This is a genomic window from Micromonospora sp. C41 (assembly GCF_018070485.1).
Taxonomy (GTDB): Bacteria; Actinomycetota; Actinomycetes; order Mycobacteriales; family Micromonosporaceae; genus Micromonospora; species Micromonospora chalcea.
In genome coordinates, this window is the sequence record NZ_JAGPXP010000030.1 from 56,462 (window position 1) to 75,031 (window position 18,570).

Here is an 18,570-nt window from a genome sequence, read left to right on the forward strand (position 1 = left end):
GCCTGGGCCGCTAGCGCTCAGCGCAGCCCGGGGACGCCGACGAAGCGGCGCGCCGCGGCCGGCGGGACCGGCGTGCCGGGGCCTGCGCCGCCCGCGACGTGCCGGTCCAGGGCGGCCAGGGCCAGGGCGTCGTACCGCGCCCGCCCGTCGGCCGCCGCGTCACCGGCGGACAGCTCACGCAGCAGCAGCCGCCCGGGAGCCCCGGCGGCCGGCTCCCGCACCTGGAGCACCGCGAAGGCCGTGCCGGGCAGGAAGAGGACGCGGGACGGCACGCCGTCGCCGGTCTCCAGCGCGCCCGTGCACCGGCCGGTGGCCGACCAGATCAGCACCTCGACGTCTCCCGGCAGGTCGGCGGGCGGTTCGGCGAGCGCGTTGGTGAACCCCCAGTCGGTCAGCACCCGGCGCTGCGCGATCCGGCGCAGGTCCGCCCGGGTCAGGTCGGCGGCGGCGTACGTGACGCCACTGTGCACCGGCAGCGGGCGCGTACCGGCGGCCACGCACCTGGCGAACGGCACGTGACCACCCGGCTCGGCGGACCGCAGCGCCTGGTCGACGCCGTCCCCCGCGGCGGTGAGGTAGAGGCGGACCGCTGTGGCGTACTCCAGCGCGTCCGCGCCGTCGGGCAGGGCCGGGTGCGCCGCGAGCACGCGGGCGACGTCGGCGGCGAGCGCGGCGATCTGGCGCCGGAACGCGCGGCGGAACCAGGCCCGCTCCTCGTCGAGGTCGGGACCGGGACGGACGCCCCGCGCCTCGTCGACCGGGGTGCGCTGGAAGCGGGCGGGCGCCACCGCCGGGCGGTGCACCGGCAGCGCCATCGTCGGAGCGCTCGCCCAGGTCACGCCCCCGCCACCCGCCCCGGCCACGCCGAGGAAGGCCGCCTCCGCTCCAGCCAGAGCGGGAACGGCCGCCTCCGCCCCGGCCAAGGCGGAGAAGGCCGCCGCCGCTCCGGCCACGGCGGGACGGGGCGCGTCTCCTCGGGACACTGCGGGTCGGGCCGCGTGTGCGTCAGTCACTGCGGACACGGCCACCTCGGGGGCCACCGGCGCGGCGACCGGGCCGGCCACAGTGAGGTCGACCGGCGGTGGGGCGGGAACCGGGGGCACGAGGGCCTGAACCGCCGCGTGCCGGCGCGCCCCGTGCGGCGGGGCCGGTGCCCGGGCCGGCGCCACCGACGAGGACGGACGCACCGCCGTACGCCCGCGGGTGGCCGGGTCGAGCCGCGCGGCCAGGTCGGCGGCCAGTTCCCGGTGGCGGTCGGCCACCGCCGGCGCCGGGTCGTCCACGACCAGCCGGGCCTGCGCCGGGTCCAGCGGGACGGCACGGATCCGGTCGGCGTCGCGGGACGGCAGCGGAGCACGCAGCCAGAGCCCGGACGGGATCACCTCGACCACCGCGTCGTGGGCGTACTGGTAGACGCCGGGACCGACCGGCTCGCCGAGTTCCGCTGGCGCGCGGTGGCTGAGGATGCGCGGCGTCGCCGCCGCCCCGAGCGCCGTCCGGGGACCGTACGCCAGTTCCCGCGCGAAGACCTGCCAGCCGGGACCACCGTCGGCGGTGACGGTGAACATGGCCGGGTCGTCCGGGCGGCCGGTGGGCACGCCGGTGAAGACCCGCACCGCACAGCCCAGCACCTCGGCGAGCGCCTGGCCGAACTGCTCGCCGTCGGGCAGCGCGACCGGCCCGTACTGGATGAAGCGGGCGTGCTCGCGGCCCTGCGGCGCGAGTCCACGCCAGAACCGGGCGACGTCGTCGAGCCGCAGCGGGGCGGTGCCGGGGCAGCCCACCAGGACCGGCATCGCGTGCGGCAGGCACGCCATGGCCGAGGTCAGGCGGCCGCCGTGGGTGGCGATCGTCGCCTCGTCGCGGCTGTCGCGCAGCCAGACGCCACCCGGCAGCGGCTCCACGGCGCAGGTGGAGCTGATGGTGAGGTGGTCGGTGGCGGCGCCGTCCCAGGCCGGCGCCGGATAGCGCTTCGACTGCCAGGCCGGCGCCCGGCCGCGCCGGTAGCAGACCCAGCCGCCGAGGTCCGTGCCGTGCACGAAGAGCAGCCCCGCCGCGCCCGGGATCATCCGCCCGAACGGCGCGATCACCGGCCGTCCCAGCCGGTCGGAGAGCCACTGCCCGGCGAGCGCCCCGGTCTCCGGGCGCGCGCCGCAGACCACCAGCCGGATGCCCCGGCGCAGGCGCTGCCGGCGCAGCTCGGTCGCGACCGTGTCCCAGACGTCGAAGGGCAACTCGTGCTGCAGGTCGAGGATCACGATGTCGTTGTCCGGATCCGGGTCCACCGACAGCGCGACCGTACGGGCCTCCGGGCTGATCCGTTCCCGGGGGTGCAGCACCAGGGCGTTCCCGACGGTGTGGCGGGTGATCACCTCAGATCATGCCGGAGCGCAGGGCGTAGGCGACCGCGTGCGAGCGGTTGCGCAGCTTCAGGCGGTGGTTGAGGCCGTAGATGACGTTCTTCACCGTACGTTCGGAGTAGCGCAGCTCGTCGGCGATCTCGTTGGTGTCGAAGCCCTCGGCCATCAGCCGGAGCACGTCGATCTCGCGCGCGGTGAGCCCCGAGGCGTTGAGCCCGTTCGGGTTGAGCACGTCGCGCTGGAGCCGTTCGATGTGCTTGAGCAGTTCGCCCACCAGGTTCGGGGGCAGCACGCCGCCGCCGGAGGCGGCCGCCAGCACGCTGTGCGCGAGGCGTTCGGCGGTGACCGCCGCGCGTGGCAGGACCGCCACCACCCGGCACTCCACGGCGGTCAGCAGCTCCTGCTCGCTGATGTCGGTGGTGATCAGCACGACGGGCGCGCCGATCTCGGTCGCGGCGAGGCGCAGCATGGCGATCACGTCGGTGGTGAGGCGGTCCGCCGCAACGATCAGCACCTGCGCGCGGGTCCGGTCCGCGCTGTCCAGCAGCGTGACGTCCGACCGCGACCGGAGGTGGGCGGTCAGCCCGGTGTGGGTCAGCGGGTCCGGCGCGTGCACAAAGACGGCAACTTGCTCCACAGCCATCTCCATCACTGTCAGTAGGGGCTGACAGTCTCGTGGAGACTCCTTCAGGAAATCTCCACAGTGGTGCCGCGAGGCGCGGCAACCCGTGAAGATCGGCACGTAATCGCTGGTCAGACTTTTTTCAGTCAGTGAAGATTGATTTCGACGGGACCCATCTTCTCCGTGGCGAGCTTCCCGGCGTTCGCGGCGGCGGCCTGGATCGCCTCCATGATCGCCGTTTGCAGTGACGCGGCGTCACGCTGCTCGTACACCCGGGGGTCGACCCGGACGGCCTGGACCTTGCCCAGGCCACTGGCCATGACCACGACCGTGCCGTCCTGGGATCGGCCGGTGACGATCGCCTTCTCCAGCTCCGTCTGCGCGGCGCGCATCTGGTCCTCGAGCCGCTGCGCGTTCTCCATGAACTCCTGGAACGAGGGCGGGATCGGCTTGGCTTCGGGCTGCATGCGAGGACCTTTCTACGGGAAGCGGGCGTACCGTCAGCCGACGGCGGCCAGGCCGCCGAGACGCTCGCCGACCGCGGGCGGCGCCACGGCCAGGTCCGCGAGCGCGAGCGTGCGGGAGCCGGTGCGCCGGGTCAGGGCGAGCGAGAACTGGTGGGCGGCGTGGACGGTGCGCCCGGGCAGCTGACCGGCCATCCGGGCCAGCGCCTCCCGGACGTCGTCGGGGACCTCGTGGCCCCGCCGCACCAGGTGCCGCAGCACGATCTCGGCCAGCTCGTCGGTGCTGAGCTCGGGCACCGACCACTGCTGGCCGAACACCTCGTTCACCGCGGGCACCGCGGCACGCAGGCTCGCCAGCGCCGGCTCCTCGCCGGTCAGCACCACCACCGGGTCGCCGAGCCGGGAACGCATCTGCGCGACGAGCGCCTCGGCGATCTCCGGCGCCACCCCGGAGCCGTCGTCGACGTAGTCGAGATGGAGCACGCCCCCGGCCGCGTCGTCGAGGACCGCGGTCACCAGGCTGGCGGCCTGCCCCGGCCACTGCGGCGCCAGCTCCCGGCGGGTGCTCACCCGCACGAGCTGGCCGACCGGCACCAGGCCCAGCTCCGACAGGCAGGCGGCGTAGAGCCGGGCGTACTCGCCGCGACCGCTGCCGGCCGCGCCGCCGATCAGCACGTTTCCGGTACGGCCCGGGCCCCGCCTGCGGTTGCGTCCCTCGCACAACTGCAACAGCGTCTGCCCGGCCGCCTCCTTCACCCGCTGCCCGCCGACCAGCCCGCAGATCCGCTTCCAGCTGCGGGCCGCGTTGATGGCGCCGGTCGGGTCGGTCGCCGCGTCGGGCTGCTCACCGGGCTCGACCGGCAGGTCCTCCAGCAGCGCCAGCTCGGGCTCGACGTCGGCGGCGGTGAGCCGGTTCAGCTCGTTGTCCTTCGTCGGCGGGTGGGCCGCCAGCCGGGACGCCTGGTTGTTGATCAGCGCCTCGAACAGCTTGCGGGCGACCCGGCCGTTGCCGAACGTCGCGTTCCTCGGCACCCGGGTGAAGTACGCGGTCAGCGCGTCAACCGCGTCGTCGGTCAGCTCGTAGTAGTGCTTGCTGACCAGGTTGGAGGTGATGGTGACCAGTTCCTCGACGGAGTAGTTCGGGAACTCGATGGTGCGCGTGAAGCGCGACGCCATACCGGGGTTGGAGGCGAGGAACTGCTCCATCAGCTCCGAGTACCCGGCGACGATCACCACCAGCTCGTCGCGGTGGTCCTCCATCATCTTCATCAGCGCGTCGATGGCCTCCTGCCCGAAGTCCGGGCCCGAGCCGCCCGAGCCGCTGGACAGCGTGTACGCCTCGTCGATGAACAGCACGCCGCCGAGCGCCTTGGTGACCAGCTCGGTGGTCTTGATCGCGGTGGAGCCGATGTACTGGCCCACCAGGTCGGCCCGCGCCGCCTCCACCATGTGGCCCTTGGACAGGATGCCCAGTTCCTTGAGCACCGAGCCGTAGAGGCGGGCCACTGTGGTCTTGCCCGTACCGGGTGGGCCGGCGAAGACCAGGTGCCGGCTCATCGGCGGCATCGGCAGCCCCATCTGGAGCCGCACCTGCGACATCTTGATCAGGTTGATCAGCGCGGTGACCTCCTGCTTCACCCCGCGCAGACCGATCAGGCCGTTCAACTGGCGCAACGGCTCGCTCAGCTCGTCGCCGCCGCTCTCCTCGGCCGTACCGTCGTCGCCGGCCGGCGGGACGGGCGCCGGGCCGGGGACCGGCGGCGGCGTGGCCTGCTGGCGGCCCACCGTCAGCGCATCGACGGTCAGCGTGGCGCCGGGCGAGCGGCGCACGTCCTCGCCGCCGCTGTCGCGCACCACGCAGCGGGTGAGCGCCACCGGCTCCTCGGTGTCCACGCCGATGCCGGCCGCGCCACTGCCCAGCACCTCGCCGTCGGTGACGGACCCGCGGGACCCGGCCTCGAAGACCACACCGTCCGCCCGGGCGTTGCGCACCCGGACCTGGGTGACCGCCGCCGCGCCGGTCACCCGCAGGCCGTCCCGGGCCGCGTCGGCGATCTCGCTGTCGCCCATCTGGAGAGCACCCTCGACGAGTACGCCGGAGCCCCGCAGCAGGGCCGCGCGCAGCGTCAGGTCGGCGCCGGCGCCCACCCGCACGCAGGCGGCCCCCGTACCGGTGAAGCGGGCCTCCCGCACGACGGCCCGCGCGGGACCGGTGAGCACGAGCGCGGTCGCGTCCCCGGCGTCGACGACCAGGTCGGCGCCCTCCAGCGACGCGCCGTCCTGGACCAGGACCCCGGCACCCGCGGTGATCTCGGCCCGCAGCCGCTGCAGCACGACCGTCGACTCACCGGCGAGCACGGCGACGTGCTCCCGCGTGCCCCGGACCGTCAGCCCGAGGAAACGCGGTGCGCCGCCGCTGACCGCGACGCCGACCGGCGAGTCCAGGACCGTGCAGTCGGTGAACGTCGGCCGCCCGGCGCCGAGCACCTGCACGGCGGTGTGCCCGGCCCCGCCGAAGGTGCAGTTGTGGAACGACGGCGACGCGCCCTCGGCGATGTGCGCCGACTGCACCGCGGCGCCGGTGAACGTCGAGTCGCTGATCTGCACGTCGGCCTCGCCGCGGACGAAGACGTCGACGTTCCCGCTTCCGGTGACGGCCAGGCCGCGGATGCGGGCCCAGGCCCGCTGCTCGACCACGAGAGCCGGCTTGCCCGCCCCGGCGATCTCGCACTGCTCGACGGTGAGCCGGGCGTCGCCGCCCACGCAGACGCTGTTCGCGCCGGCCGTGCGCAGGCGGCAGCGGCGCAGCGTCAGGGCGCTGCTCTCCCCGGCCACGACACTGCTCGTGGCGACGTCGTGGACGACGGTGTCCTCGATCGTGCTGGACCCGGCCGACATCACCACCACGCCCGCGCCGGCCGAGCTGGTCACGTCGCAGCCGCGCAGCGCCACGGTGCCCTGCATCCGCGCCAGCAGCGTGACCCAGGAGGAGCCGCTGACCCGGCAGTCGTCCAGGGCCACCTCGCCCGCGTACACGTCGACCGCCGCCAGCGTCGTGTCGGCGCTGCTGAGCGTGATGCCGCGCAGCTGGGCGCCCTCGCCACGGACGACGAGGACGCTGCCCTCCTCCACGTGCACCTCGACGGTGCCGGGCTGGACCGCGCTGATCGTCACCCGGTCGCCGACCACCAGCTTCTCGACGTACCGGCCGGGGTGGACGTCGATCGTGGCGCCGGGCTCGGCCCGGGACAGCGCCGAGCCGATGGTCGGATAGGAGCCCGCCTTACGGTCTCCCACCACGAGAACCTGCCGACTCACGGCGTCACCCCTTCCGGTCCAGTCCGGGCAGCACCCGGAGGCGGCCACGGGCCCCGGCGCCGATCCGCTCCCGGGGCTCGGCCGTGGCCCACCGGTCCAGGCTGCGCCGCAGCGACGTGACCGCCAGCTCGTCGAGCGACACCCGGTTGGAGTCGACCCGGCCGGTGTCGTCGATCTCGTTGGCGCCGATCTCCCGCAGCAGGACCGCGCCGCGCTCGCCCGCCGCGGGCCGGCGCTGGTCCAGCACCTTGAAGTTCGTGCCCGGAAGGAACAGCACCCGGTCCTCGACGTGCTCGTCCCCCTCCGGCTCCAGCAGGCTGGTACGGCGGGCCGTCATCGACCAGATCAGCACGTCGGTGTCGCCGTCCTCGGTCGCGCACGGCTGGGTGAGCGCGTTGACGAAGCTCCAGTCGGTGACCAGGCGGCGGTCCTGGTAGAGCTCCCACTCCCGGTCGGTCGGGGACAGCCGGTAGACGGTCGTCCCCCGGAAGGACGGCATCCGGGAGACCCCGGCGACCACGCAGCGCGCGAACGGCACGTGCGGGCCCTTGCGGCCGGAACGCAGGCCGGCGTCGACGCCCGGGCCCCGGCCGGTCAGGTAGAGCCGCAACGCGACCGAGTCGGCGAGCACGTCCTCAGTCGACACGCCGGAGCCCTGCATGCCCGGGTGCTGCGACATGATCCGGGACACCGAGCTGGCCATCACGTCGAACTCGCGGCTGAGCGTACGGCGCAGCCAGGCCCGCTCGTCGGCGAGCCCCTTCTTCTCCGACAGCAGCGCGCCCGCGCCGGCGGAGGGGACCGGCTGCACCCGGGCCTCGGCGCTGTCGACCGGCTCGGCCTCGCCGGGCGGCCCGGCCTCAGCGGCCGATGGTTCGACCTCTCCCGGCGCGGTCGCCGGAGCCGAGGTAGTGGCCGGAGTCGCCGCTGCGGGAATCGGATCGACGGCGTGGACCGTCAGCGACGGCACGGTGGGCGCGACCGGCCCGGGCGCCACCGGTGGCGGCGTCGCGAGCGCCTGGCCGAAACCGGCCGGCATGGTCGGCGGCTCCGGCTCGCCGAAGCCGGCCGGCATCGTGGGCGGCTCAGGGATCGGGTACGCGCCGGGCGCGGCGTCCTGTCCGCCGTCTGCCGTGAGCCCTCCTCCGATGGCCTCGGTGTGCGCCGACGGCTCGGCGCGGACCAGCGGATCGACGTGCTCCACCGGCTCGGGCGGTCCGGCTCGATCGGCCGGGGCGACCGACCCGACCGGCGGGACCGGCCCGAGCGACCCGACCGGCTCGACGGGCTCGACCGGCCCGACGGGCTCGACGGGCTCGACGGGCTCGACGGGCTCGACCGTTACCACCGGATCGGCGGCGACGATCGGCTCAGGCAGCGCGGGCCGCCCGTTCTGCCCCGCCGACTCCCCTGACCCGCCGGACGGGATCGGACGGCCGGCGGGGACCGGCCCGGCCAGGGCCGCAGGCGGGACGGGTGCCGGGCCGGCGGCAGCGGGCACGGCGGAGGGCGGACCGGAGACGGCCCGCTCGCCAGGGACGGCCGGCAGCACCGGCTCGACCGGAGGCGGCACCACGGGCGGCGCCGGCAGATCCGACGCGAACGCCACGGGTGGCGGCGGCAGCTCCGGCACGAGCGGCGCCGGCAGATCCGACCCGGACGGCACCACGGGAGGGGCCGGCAGCTCGGACGCGACCAGCAGCACCGGCGGAGGCGGCAGCATGGGGGCCGCCGGGACCACGGGCGCGACCGGGCGCGGCACCGGCGGAGGCGGCGGCAGCGTGGGCGTGCTCGCGAGCGGGTCCCGCTCGGACGTCACCGGCGCGGGACCGGCGACCACCACGCTGTCCGCCGACGCCGGGGCGACCGGCGCGGGCGGCGCCACCTCCACGTACGCCGGCATCGGAGCGGGGCCGCCCACCGCGCGCGTCTCCGCTTCCAGGTCGACGACCACCTGCGCCCGGCTGGACGGCTTCGCACCGGGCACGAGCACCGACGCCGGCATCAACGTCCGGGCGGTGCCGGCCATGCCGTCCACCCGTGCGGCCAGGTCGGCCGCCAGTTCCCGCATCCGCTCGGCGGCGGCGTGGACGGTGTCGTCGAAGACGAGCGTGCCGCTGCGGGCGTCGAGCATCGCAGCCCGAACCTGCTCGGCGTTCTTCGGCTCGGCGGTGGCCCGTACCCAGAGCCCGCTCTGCACCACCTCGACCACCGCGCCCGGGGCGAACCAGTAGACGCGGGGCGCGAGCTCCTCGGCGCCGGTCAGCGGCGGACGGTGGCGCAGCACCGTGGGACGGCGGGCCCGCGAGTTGGGGTGCGCCCGGGGCGAGTAGGACAGTTCCAGCGCGTACGGGGCCCAGCCGAACGCGCCGTCCGGCAGCACGGTACGGATCTCGTACTTCTGCGGGCTGCCGATCGGCACGCCGGTGTAGCAGGTGACCTCGGTGTTGAGCAGGTCGGCGAGCGCCTGCCCGAACGCCTCGCCCTCCGGCATGCGGATCTCGCCGAACTGCACGAAGCGCACCCGCTGCCGGTGCTCCTCGTCCAGTCCGCGCCAGAAGCGCACCACGTCGTCGAGCGACAGCGGCGGTGTGCCGGGGCAGCCCAGCAGCACCGACATGGTTTCCGCCTGGCACGGCACGTACGCGGTCAGCCGCCGCCGCTGCGGGTCGACCACCTGCGGGTCGCGGTTGCTGTGGATCCAGACCCCGGCCGGGATCGGCTCGATCTCGGCGACGGCGCTGGACGGGCGGGTGTCGACGGCGGCCCGGTCCCACGTCGGTGTCGGGTAGCGCTTCGCGTCCCAGGCCGGCGGGCGGCCGGGCCGGAACCGCACCCAGCCGCTGCCCGGTACGGAGTGGACGAACAGCGTGCCGGCCGAGCCGCGTACCAGGTCGCCGTCCGGGGCGATGACGGTTCGGTTGAGCCGCTCGGAGAGCCACTGCCCGGCCATCGCCGCGGAGTTGCCGTGCCGGCCGCAGGCGACCAGGCGGATGCCGCGGCGGCGGCGCGGCAGCACCCCGGCCATCGACTCCCACGCGCTGATCGGCATGCCGTCGCCGAGGTCGAGCACGACGACGTCGTTCTCCGCGTCCTCGATCATGGACAGTGCCAGCGACTGCGCCTCGGGGCTGATCGCGTCCTCGGCGTGCACCACGAGTGCGTTGCCGACCGTGTGCTGCACGACGCCGCCGGGGCGGTCCTTGCCGCCGCCGAACAGGTCCCGGATCCGGGTCGCCATGGTCGACCTACCCCACTTCCGCGGCCGCGATGGCCCTCAGGCTCAGCGCCGGGCCCTGCGGCAGCAACGCGAGCAACTCCTTCGGGAAGGGCACGTGCGGGACCCGGTCGAGCTTCAGCGCCTTCGCCGAGTCCTGGTCGCCGACGGGGTACGCCTTTCCGTCGTCCGCGATGTAGGTGGGCAGGGGGGCCACCCTGTCCGAGTCGAAGGGCGCCGGGAGCACGGCCATGCCGCTGCCCGGCCGGGTGCGTACCGACGCCTGCCCGGCGGGGCCGACGCCGGAGCGGTCCAGCGGGACGAGGACGGCGGTGCTGGCGAACCGCGTGCCGTCCACCGCGCTCTGCCGCAGGCACAGCGCGTTCGGGGCGGGCTCCTGCGGGGTGAGGCCGGTCAGGTCGGGCAGCCGGGTCAGCAGCGACCGGTCGGCCGACATGCGCGCGGCGGCGAGGTCGGCGGCGGTCAGCTCGACCGCCTTCGCGCCGGTGGTGGCCGTGGCGAGCAGGAACTCGGTGCGGCTCAGCGGGGCCAGGCCGTCGCTGCGCAGCACCAGCAGTTGCTCCGCGCCGGTGTCGGGCTGCTGGCGGAACAGCGTGCCGACCGGGTACGTACGGTCGCCGACCCGGCCGGACCGGCCCTCACCGGGGATCGTGGCCGGCGTCAGGGCCGGCCCGTCGGGCAGGAAGGCGAGCCAGTTCTCCGGCGCGGGCACCCGGCGGGTCGTGGTGGCGCCGAGCGCGACGAGCACGGCCGGGTCGCCGACCCGGAACTTGCGATCGGCGGTCACCAGGTAGGTCGGCCCGGCGGTGTCGCGGACCACCACGAACCGGTCGGCCGGTACCGCGGTGGCTTCCGCACGCGGGTCGAGGTTGAGGCCGAGCCGGTCGCCGGGGGTGTCGGCGACCGATCCGGGCAGGCAGGCGAGCCACGGCCCGGCGACCATCGCGCCGGTGGCGATCGACTGCGGCGCGCCGTCGATGCCGATGGACGGTCCGCGCGGCACGTCCTTGATCGACTCCTGGGAGATCAGCTTCACGGTGGCGGAGCCGCCCTGGATCAGCATCGCCGAGGTCAGGTTCGGCGTCGGCCGCAGCATCCCGTCGAGGTAGACGTATCTGGTGCCGCTCTCCTTCTCCACCAGGATCACGCCGGCCTTGGTGTACGCCTTGCTGCCGCCGGGCACGATCCAGCCGTAGACGGCGAACCCGGCCACGACCAGGACGCTGATGAGCACGCCGAAGGCCAGGCCGGTGACGGCGCGCCGACCGGGGATCTCCGCCGTCGACGGGTCGCCCTGCACCAGGGCGGAGCTCAGCCGGCCCATCATGAACTGGTGGGCGTGCACATGGTCGCGCTGGGTCTGCACGGTCGGCTACCCGAACAGTCCGCGGGCCCAGGCGTAGAGCCCCAGCACCTGGGCGAGCACCGGCAGCACGACCAGGCCGGTGGCGACGTCCAGCCCGCCCGCGGTGTACTCCCAGAACGGCAGCATGCGCCGCGGCCACGGCCGCAGCGCGGCCATCACCAGCGGCACCAGGAGGGCGACGAGCCCGCCGAGCAGCACGTACCGGCCGGTCGGGGCGAGCGTGTCGGAGAACATCAGGGCCACCATGAGATAGCCGACGGTACCGGCCGCCACCAGGGCGATCCGCTGCCAGAAACCGAAGAAGGTACGCGAGCGCAACAGGATTGCACTCGATGTCACGAGCACCAGCGTCCAGCCGGACCAGCCCGGTACCTGCATGGTGTGGTGCAGCAGCACCGGCAGGACCAGCGCGGACGCGGTCATGCAGGCGGTCAGGTAGGTGTCCGCCTCGTCGGCCCGCGCCTTGACCAGTTCGGAGTCCTCCGGCTCGATGTCGTAGGACATGTCGGCGCCGGTCTTGGGCAGCTGCGGGCCGCGCAGCCGGGCCAGCTTCACCGCCGCGCGGGGCGCGATCACGATCAGCACGAGGATCACCGAGACGGCGACGGCGGAGACCTTCGGCGCGGTGAGCTGGAACCCGGCGCCGGCCAGCAGCACGAGCACCACCATCGCGGCGGTCAGCGCGACGATCAGCAGTGGGGCGAACGGCATGACCGGCGTTACCGTACGCTGCGCCACGAGCAGGAACGCGGTGACCGTGACGATCGCGACGGCCGCGGCCAGCGCGGCGTCGCCGTTCCAGGCGACGCCGTCGGGGTCGCCGTCGACGGCGCTGGACGCGGCGACCGCCGCGAAGAACGCCGCGCCGCCGCCGAACAGCAGCGGGAACGCGCCGTCGGTCTGCTGGCGGGCGCTGACGATCGCGGCGGTGAACAGGCCGGCGGCGAGCACCGCGCCGGCGATCACCTGGGGCAGCACCGGGCCCCGGTCCACGAGTACGGCGGCGATCAGGCCCATCGCCACCAGGGAGAGCACCAGGAACAGCACCCGGCGGTACTCCGGCTGCCACCTGTCGGCCCGCCGGTTGACCACTGTGGCGACGCCCTCGGCGAGATCGTCGAAGTCGAGTTCGGGCAGCGGGTCCTGCGCGGGGCGCAGGTGCAGCTCCTCGCCCTCCAGCCAGTCCAGGCTCTCCGGCGTGCCGGACAGCTCGAACGGCGCCTGGCCGAGGCGTTGCAGCACCCACGACTCGTCGGGCACGTCGCCGTCGGGAACCCGGGACAGGTCGGTGGTGTGCCGCACCAGTAGCGGCATCAGGTTCGCCACCGGCATCCGGGCCGGCACGGCCAGGTCGGCCCGGCGGGCCGGGCCGACCACGGTGATCCGGCACAGTTGGTCGTTCAGCGCTGCGCTCACCAGCGAGCCTCTCTCATCGGGCCGTGTCCGACACGAAACCGGTCTGCATCAGACGTACGCCGCGCCGGGTGACGAGCTGGGCGCGCCCCGGCGGCAGTTGGCGGGCCTTCGCCTCGCCCAGGAACTTGCCCTCCTCCTTGGGGTAGGAGAAGAGCGTGGCGGGCGTGCCCAGCTCCCACATGCGCCGGATCACCGGGTCCATCATGGCCCGCATCGCGCCGGAGGTGCTCCGGGCCACGATCACGTGCAGGCCGATGAAGGTGCCCTGGGCCAGCAACGGCAGGAGGGGGTCGAGCGTCGAGCCCATGCCGGTGCCCTTGGTCATCAGGTCGTAGTCGTCCACGATGACGAACAGCTCCGGCCCTTCCCACCAGTCGCGTTTGCGCATCCGCTCCGACGAGACGTCCGCCCCCGGCAGCCGCCGGTTCATCGAGACCGACGTCTGGCCGGCCAGCTCGAACATCTTGTCGCCGGTGAACGCGAAGCCCACCTGGTACGCGGCGCCGATCGCGGTGTCCAGGTCGCGCCGTGAGTCGCCGAGCACGACCTTCGCCCGCTCCGGCGGGTAGTGCTGCTGGATGGCCCGCAGGACGAGCCGGAGCATGTTGGTCTTGCCGGTCTCGCTGTCGCCGAAGACCAGCATGTGCGGGGTGGCCATGAAGTCGTGCCAGACCGGGGCGAGACGCTGCTCGTCCTGGCCGATGACGACCTTGAACTCGGACTCGGGCGGCGGCAGCGTCTCGACCATCAGGTGCGCCGGGAGCATCCGTACCGGCGGGGCGGTCGGGCCGGGCCAGAACGTGCCGATCTCCTCGACCACCGACTTGGTCGCCTCGGCCAGGTCGCCCACCGCGGAGCTGCCGTCCATCCGGGGCAGCGCGGCCAGGAAGTGCAGCGCGCCCCCGGTCAGGCCGCGACCGACCTGGTTCGGCACGGTGGCCGCCTTGCGGGAGCCGTGCTCGGACTCCATCGCGTCGCCGAGCCGCAGCTCCAGCTTGGTGCCGAGCAGGTCCCGCATCCAGGTGCGCAGCTCCGACCAGCGGGTCGCGGTGACGATCACGTGCACGCCGAAGGACAGGCCGCGCGAGGCGAGTTCCTGGAACTTCTGCTCCAGCTCCTGGAAGTCCTGCTTCATCGTGTACCAGCCGTCGATGACCAGGAAGACGTGCCCGAAGCTGTCCTCGATCACCCCCTCGGCGACCTTGGCGAGGTAGCTGGACATGGAGTCGAGCCCGTGCCGGGCGAACTCCGCCTCCCGCTTCTCCATGACCTGGAGGACCTCTTCGACGGTACGGACGACGCGGTCGCGTTCCATCCGCGTCGCGACCGAGCCGACGTGCGGCAGGCCGGAGATCGAGGCGAGACCGCCGCCGCCGAAGTCGAGGCCGTAGAACTGCACCTCGCGGGGCGTGTTCGCCAGCGACAGCGCCAGGATCAGGCTGCGCAGCAGCGTCGACTTGCCGCTCTGCGGGGCGCCGGCGATGCCGACGTGGCCGTCCGCGCCGTTGAGGTCCACCACCAGCAGCTCGCGCAGCTGCTCGGCGGGCCGGTCCACCACGCCGACCGGCACCCGCAGACCGCCCTGCACGAGCGGGTCGTCGATGGTCATGCCGCGCACCGGGTCGGGCAGCACGCTCGGCATGAGCGAGTCCAGGCTGGGCGCACTGGACAACGGTGGCAACCAGACCTGGCGGGCCGGCGGGCCGGAGCCGGCGAGCCGGTCCAGCAGCACCTCGACCAGGCTCGGCCCGCCCGCGTCCACGCCGGGCTCCTCGGCCTGCTCGGCCGGGCGGTCCCGGCCGGGGTCGTGGCGCGCGGCGACCTGCCGGGTGGTGAACGGCACCACGTCGGCGGCCAGCTCGTCGTCGGCGTCGGCGACGCCGCTGAGGCGGCCGGTTCCGGTGTACGCGCCGGAGACGTACGCCGCCTTGAAGCGCACCAGGTTCGTGGTGTCGACCTTCAGGTAGCCGTTGCCGGGCTCGGGCGGCAGCTCGTACGCCGCGCCCACGCCGATCACCGACCGGGACTCCATCGAGGAGAACGTGCGCAGCGCCAGCCGGTACGACAGGTGTCCCTCGACCCGGTTGATCCGGCCCTCGTCCAGCCGCTGCGAGGCGAGCAGCAGATGCACGCCGAGCGACCGGCCGAGGCGGCCGATGGAGACGAACAGGTCCATGAACTCGCTCTTGCTGGACAGCAGCTCGCTGAACTCGTCCACGATGATCAGCAGCACCGGGAACGGCACGAGCTGCGCGCCGCTGCCGCGCGCCTTCTCGTAGTCGAACAGCGAGGCGTAGCCGCTGGCACGCAGCATCTCCTGCCGCCGGGTCATCTCGCCGTTGAGCGCGTCCTGCATCCGGTCGACGAGCGGCAGCTCGTCGGCCAGGTTGGTGATCACCGCCGAGGTGTGCGGCAGCTTGTCCATGCCGAGGAATGTGGCGCCGCCCTTGAAGTCGACGAGCACCAGGTTGAGGATCTCCGAGCTGTGCGTCGCGGCCAGGCCGCAGACGAGGGTACGCAGCAGCTCCGACTTGCCCGAGCCGGTGGCGCCGATGAGCAGGCCGTGCGGTCCCATGCCGCCCTGCGCGGACTCCTTCAGGTCCAGCTCGATGACCTCACCCTCCTCGGTGACGCCGATCGGCACCATGAGGCGGTTGCGCTGCGGGGTCCGGGTCCGCCACAGCGCCTGCACGTCGAAGGTCATCGCGTCGCGGATGCCGAGCAGCGTGGTCAGCTCGAAGCTGGTGTCCAGCGGCTCGTCGGAGACCTCCAGCGTGCCGCTGGTCCGCTTGGGCGCGATGATCCGGGCCAGGGCCTCGCACTGGGTCTCGTCGAGCCCGTCGCGCCTGGCCGTGCCGGTCGTCGCGCCGGCCGGGAACTCCACCGCGTCGTCGGTGACTGTGAGCCGCAGCACCTTCGGGCCGCCGGGCATCGCGCCGGTCAGGTCGAGCAGCACCACGTTGCGGATGCCCGCGCCGAGCAGGCGGGAGCTGTCCGGCAGGTCCACCAGGTGCGCGACGATCACCAGGAACGGCTCGCTCGTGGTCGGCTTCACGGCCCGGTCGTGGTCGCCCCGGTCGGTGATCTCGGGGCCGAGCATGTCCATCAGCGCGTCGTGGCTGCCGGCGAACATCCGGACCGGGCCCGCCGCGTCGTACGCGGTGGGGTGCGCGTTGTGCGGCAGCCACTTGACCCACTCCCAGGGGCCCCGGTGCACCTCGGCGGCGAGCACGGCGATCCGCAGCTCGTCCGGGGCGTGGAAGGTGGCCAGCTGCGCCACCATGGCGCGGGCCAGGTCGATGGCCGGGTCGATGGCGCCCTCGAACTCGACGCTGGTGAAGCTCGGCAGTCCGACGGAGGTGGGGATGCCGGACACCGTGCGGTACGCCTCGGAGAAGCGCCGCAGCGAGATCGACGACAGCGGCTCCAGGTCCTCGATCGGCTTGGTGGAGGGCGGGTTGAACTTCAGCATCGCGGCCTGCCGGCCGAGACCGATGCGGACCCGGCCGAAGTCGTCGTGGCTGGGCCGGCGCTCCCACAGCCGGCTGCCCATCGCGATCGACCACAGCCAGCCCGGCTGCGGGTTGTTCCACAGGACGTGCCGGCGCTGCTGGTCGGCCGCGTCCCGGGCCTGCTTGCGCAGCTGCCCGATGTAGCGCAGGAAGTCGCGGCGCTCGCCGCGCATCTTGCGCTTACGTTCGGCGGCCGCCCGGCCGATCTGCATGACGCCCATGAGCAGCATGCCGCCGGCCATCGCGCCGCCCATCACGTACATGATCGGGGCGCGGTTGTAGAGGCCGAACATGCCGAGCATCGCGCCCATGCCGAGGCCCATCGGCACGACCATCGCGAACGAGCGGAAGTCGAGCGGGGCCTCCTCGGCCATCAGCGGCGGCTCCTGGAGCTCGATCGAGCCCTCCGGCGCCTCCGGGCCGGTGGCGCGGGGCGGGCGCTTGACGGTGACCGTACTCATCCGAGCCGCCCCACCCCGGCGTCGTCGCCGCCCCAGGCGGTGTTCTCCTGGCGCAGCAGCTTCACGGCGTACCGGTCGTTGCGGTAGCGCTCGGTCACCTTGACGTCGTCGTCCTCCTCGGCCTGGCGCTTCTTCTCCTTCTCCGCCCGCTCCTGCTCCTCCTTGCGGCGCCGCTCCTGCTCGGCCCAGAACGCCTCGGCGCGTTCGGCCTCCTCCTTCTCCGCCGTCGCGAGCGCCTCCATGAACTCCGCGTCGCTGGCCGCGGGCTCGCCGCAGCGGCGCATCTTGTCCAGGTCGGCGCTGAAGAAGTCGGACGTGCCGTCGGCCGGCCGGGTCGCCTTCGCAGGCGGGACCCGTCGCCACACGGCACGCCGGGGCCCCGGTGTCTCGGACATGCTCACCTTTCCGTGCCCTGGTCGGCGGGCGCGCCGGTCAGCCAGTCGGCGTCGCTGAGGTCGTCCCACCCGGCCTTGTCGTCCGGGTCCTCGTCCGGCCGGACCAGCGGGACGTGGTCGTCCGCCGGGTGGTGGCGGGTGTCGCCGTCGCCGCCCCAGACGGAGTCGTCCTCGCGCAGCCCCGCGGCGGGGTCGGCGCTCTCCGCGGGCTCCCGGTCCTCGTCGCGGCCGGAGCGACGCCGCAGCGTGCCGGCCCGGGCCGGGTCGGCGGGGCCGCCCGCCCGTGGGCTCCGGCCGGCGAGACCGGCCACCGCGCCCGCGGCCGCCGGCCCGAGCGCCCCGGGGAGCACGACGGTCTCGACGTCCGCCACCGGGACGCCGCCGCCGGTCTTGCGGCGCGCCTCGTCCGGTTCTCCGCCGCCCGCCTCACCGGTGGGCGGCTCCACCGCCGTCGGCGCCTCCATCACTGTCGGTGGCGCGACCGCCTCGGGTACGGACGCACGCGGCGGCTCGGCGCCGTCGCGCGATTCCCCCGCCGCGACGTCCGCGTCCGGCGAGCAGCCCGCTGCTGCGGCCGGGGTCCGGCCGGCCTCGCCGGGCCGGACCGGACCGGACGCGCCGGGCCTGGCCGGGGGTGTGGTTCCGGCGGGCGTGGGCGGCAGCGTCCCGACGGCCACCGGCGTCGCCTCCGTCCGGCCGGGCAGGACCACCACCTCGGGTACGGCGACCCCGTCGGTGGACGAGTCACCAGCGACCGGCGGCGGCACGTCCGGCGCGGATTGGACCGGCGTCTCCAGTCCCGCGCCACCGGCTCCCGCGCCCGACGGCGCGTCCGGCGCTCCGGTGTCCGGGGCCGGCGGGCTCCAGTCGCCGGGATCCGCCTCGATCAGCCCGGAGGCGTCCGGCGCGTCCGGCACGCCACCGGCGGGCGCACCCGTGCCGGGGGCGCCGGGCGCTCCGGGCATCATCGGCATGCCGGCCGGCGCCGTCGCCACCGGCGAGTCGACGCCGACGTCCGAGGCCACTGGCAACGTGGCGGGAAGCTGCGGCCCGTCGACGCCGCCGAGCCCGTCGCCACCGGCCGGCGCGCCCCCGGACCCGTCCGGCACGCCGGCGTCGACGCCGGGCCGCCAGTCGTCGGCGTCGCCGCTGACCAGCCCTCGGGCGTCGGGCGACTCGGTGGCGCCGGAACCGTTCGCGCCTCCTGCCGGACCCGGCATGCCGGGCATGGCCGGCATGGGCGCGCCCAGCCCGGCGCCGCCGGACGACACGCCGGACGGCGCGCCGGGAACCTGCACGCCGTCGAACCCGGGCGACTGCCAGTCGGCCGCGTCACCTTCCACCAGGCCCTTGGCGTCCGGGGCCTCGGGAACGGCGGGGGGGCCGCCGCCACCGGCGCCGGGAGCACCGGCGCCGGG

9 protein-coding genes and 1 pseudogene are annotated in these 18,570 nt (G+C 74.6%); all 10 read right to left on the bottom strand.

The annotated features are described in order from the left end of the window. Positions 1-17 precede the first annotated feature (17 nt). Positions 18-2,372 carry a hypothetical protein gene (locus KBX43_RS25710; protein WP_210887524.1) on the bottom strand — a complete coding sequence of 785 codons (2,355 nt, stop codon included), beginning with the start codon at positions 2,370-2,372 and terminating at the stop codon, positions 18-20. A 1-nt stretch (position 2,373) separates the two neighbouring features. Continuing rightward, positions 2,374-3,009 carry a response regulator transcription factor gene (locus KBX43_RS25715; RefSeq protein ID WP_176722919.1) on the bottom strand — a complete coding sequence of 212 codons (636 nt, stop codon included), beginning with the start codon at positions 3,007-3,009 and terminating at the stop codon, positions 2,374-2,376. Between the two features lie 119 nt (positions 3,010-3,128). After that, positions 3,129-3,428 carry a YbaB/EbfC family nucleoid-associated protein gene (locus tag KBX43_RS25720; protein WP_369830137.1) on the bottom strand — a complete coding sequence of 100 codons (300 nt, stop codon included), beginning with the start codon at positions 3,426-3,428 and terminating at the stop codon, positions 3,129-3,131. Between the two features lie 54 nt (positions 3,429-3,482). Further along, positions 3,483-6,764, bottom strand: coding sequence for a right-handed parallel beta-helix repeat-containing protein (locus KBX43_RS25725; protein ID WP_307851581.1), 3,282 nt, complete (start codon positions 6,762-6,764; stop codon positions 3,483-3,485). A gap of 4 nt (positions 6,765-6,768) precedes the next feature. After that, positions 6,769-10,005 (bottom strand): hypothetical protein, encoded by a 3,237-nt coding sequence (locus KBX43_RS25730; RefSeq protein WP_210887527.1) that lies wholly within the window; start codon positions 10,003-10,005, stop codon positions 6,769-6,771. A gap of 7 nt (positions 10,006-10,012) precedes the next feature. Beyond that, positions 10,013-11,368: a type VII secretion protein EccB gene (gene eccB / locus KBX43_RS25735; protein ID WP_069090097.1), complete on the bottom strand. Its 1,356-nt coding sequence runs from the start codon at positions 11,366-11,368 to the stop codon at positions 10,013-10,015. 6 nt (positions 11,369-11,374) lie between these two features. Beyond that, entirely contained in the window at positions 11,375-12,784 is a 1,410-nt protein-coding gene (gene eccD / locus KBX43_RS25740; protein ID WP_210887530.1) for a type VII secretion integral membrane protein EccD, read from the bottom strand. Positions 12,785-12,797: 13 nt separating this feature from the next. Continuing rightward, on the bottom strand, positions 12,798-16,793 hold the full coding sequence (gene eccCa / locus KBX43_RS25745; RefSeq protein WP_210887541.1) for a type VII secretion protein EccCa: 3,996 nt from the start codon (positions 16,791-16,793) through the stop codon (positions 12,798-12,800). Continuing rightward, entirely contained in the window at positions 16,754-17,152 is a 399-nt protein-coding gene (locus KBX43_RS25750) for a hypothetical protein (protein ID WP_064446308.1), read from the bottom strand. The genes eccCa and KBX43_RS25750 overlap by 40 nt, the downstream gene beginning before the upstream one ends. A 2-nt stretch (positions 17,153-17,154) precedes the next feature. Then, positions 17,155-18,570, bottom strand: a pseudogene (locus KBX43_RS25755) (hypothetical protein); the annotation flags it as partial.

Coding starts and splice junctions, on each gene's coding strand:
- KBX43_RS25715 (WP_176722919.1), bottom strand. CDS start 3,009: ATGGAGATGGCTGTGGAGCAAGTTGCCGTCTTTGTGCACGCGCCGGAC.
- KBX43_RS25730 (WP_210887527.1), bottom strand. CDS start 10,005: ATGGCGACCCGGATCCGGGACCTGTTCGGCGGCGGCAAGGACCGCCCC.
- KBX43_RS25750 (WP_064446308.1), bottom strand. CDS start 17,152: ATGTCCGAGACACCGGGGCCCCGGCGTGCCGTGTGGCGACGGGTCCCG.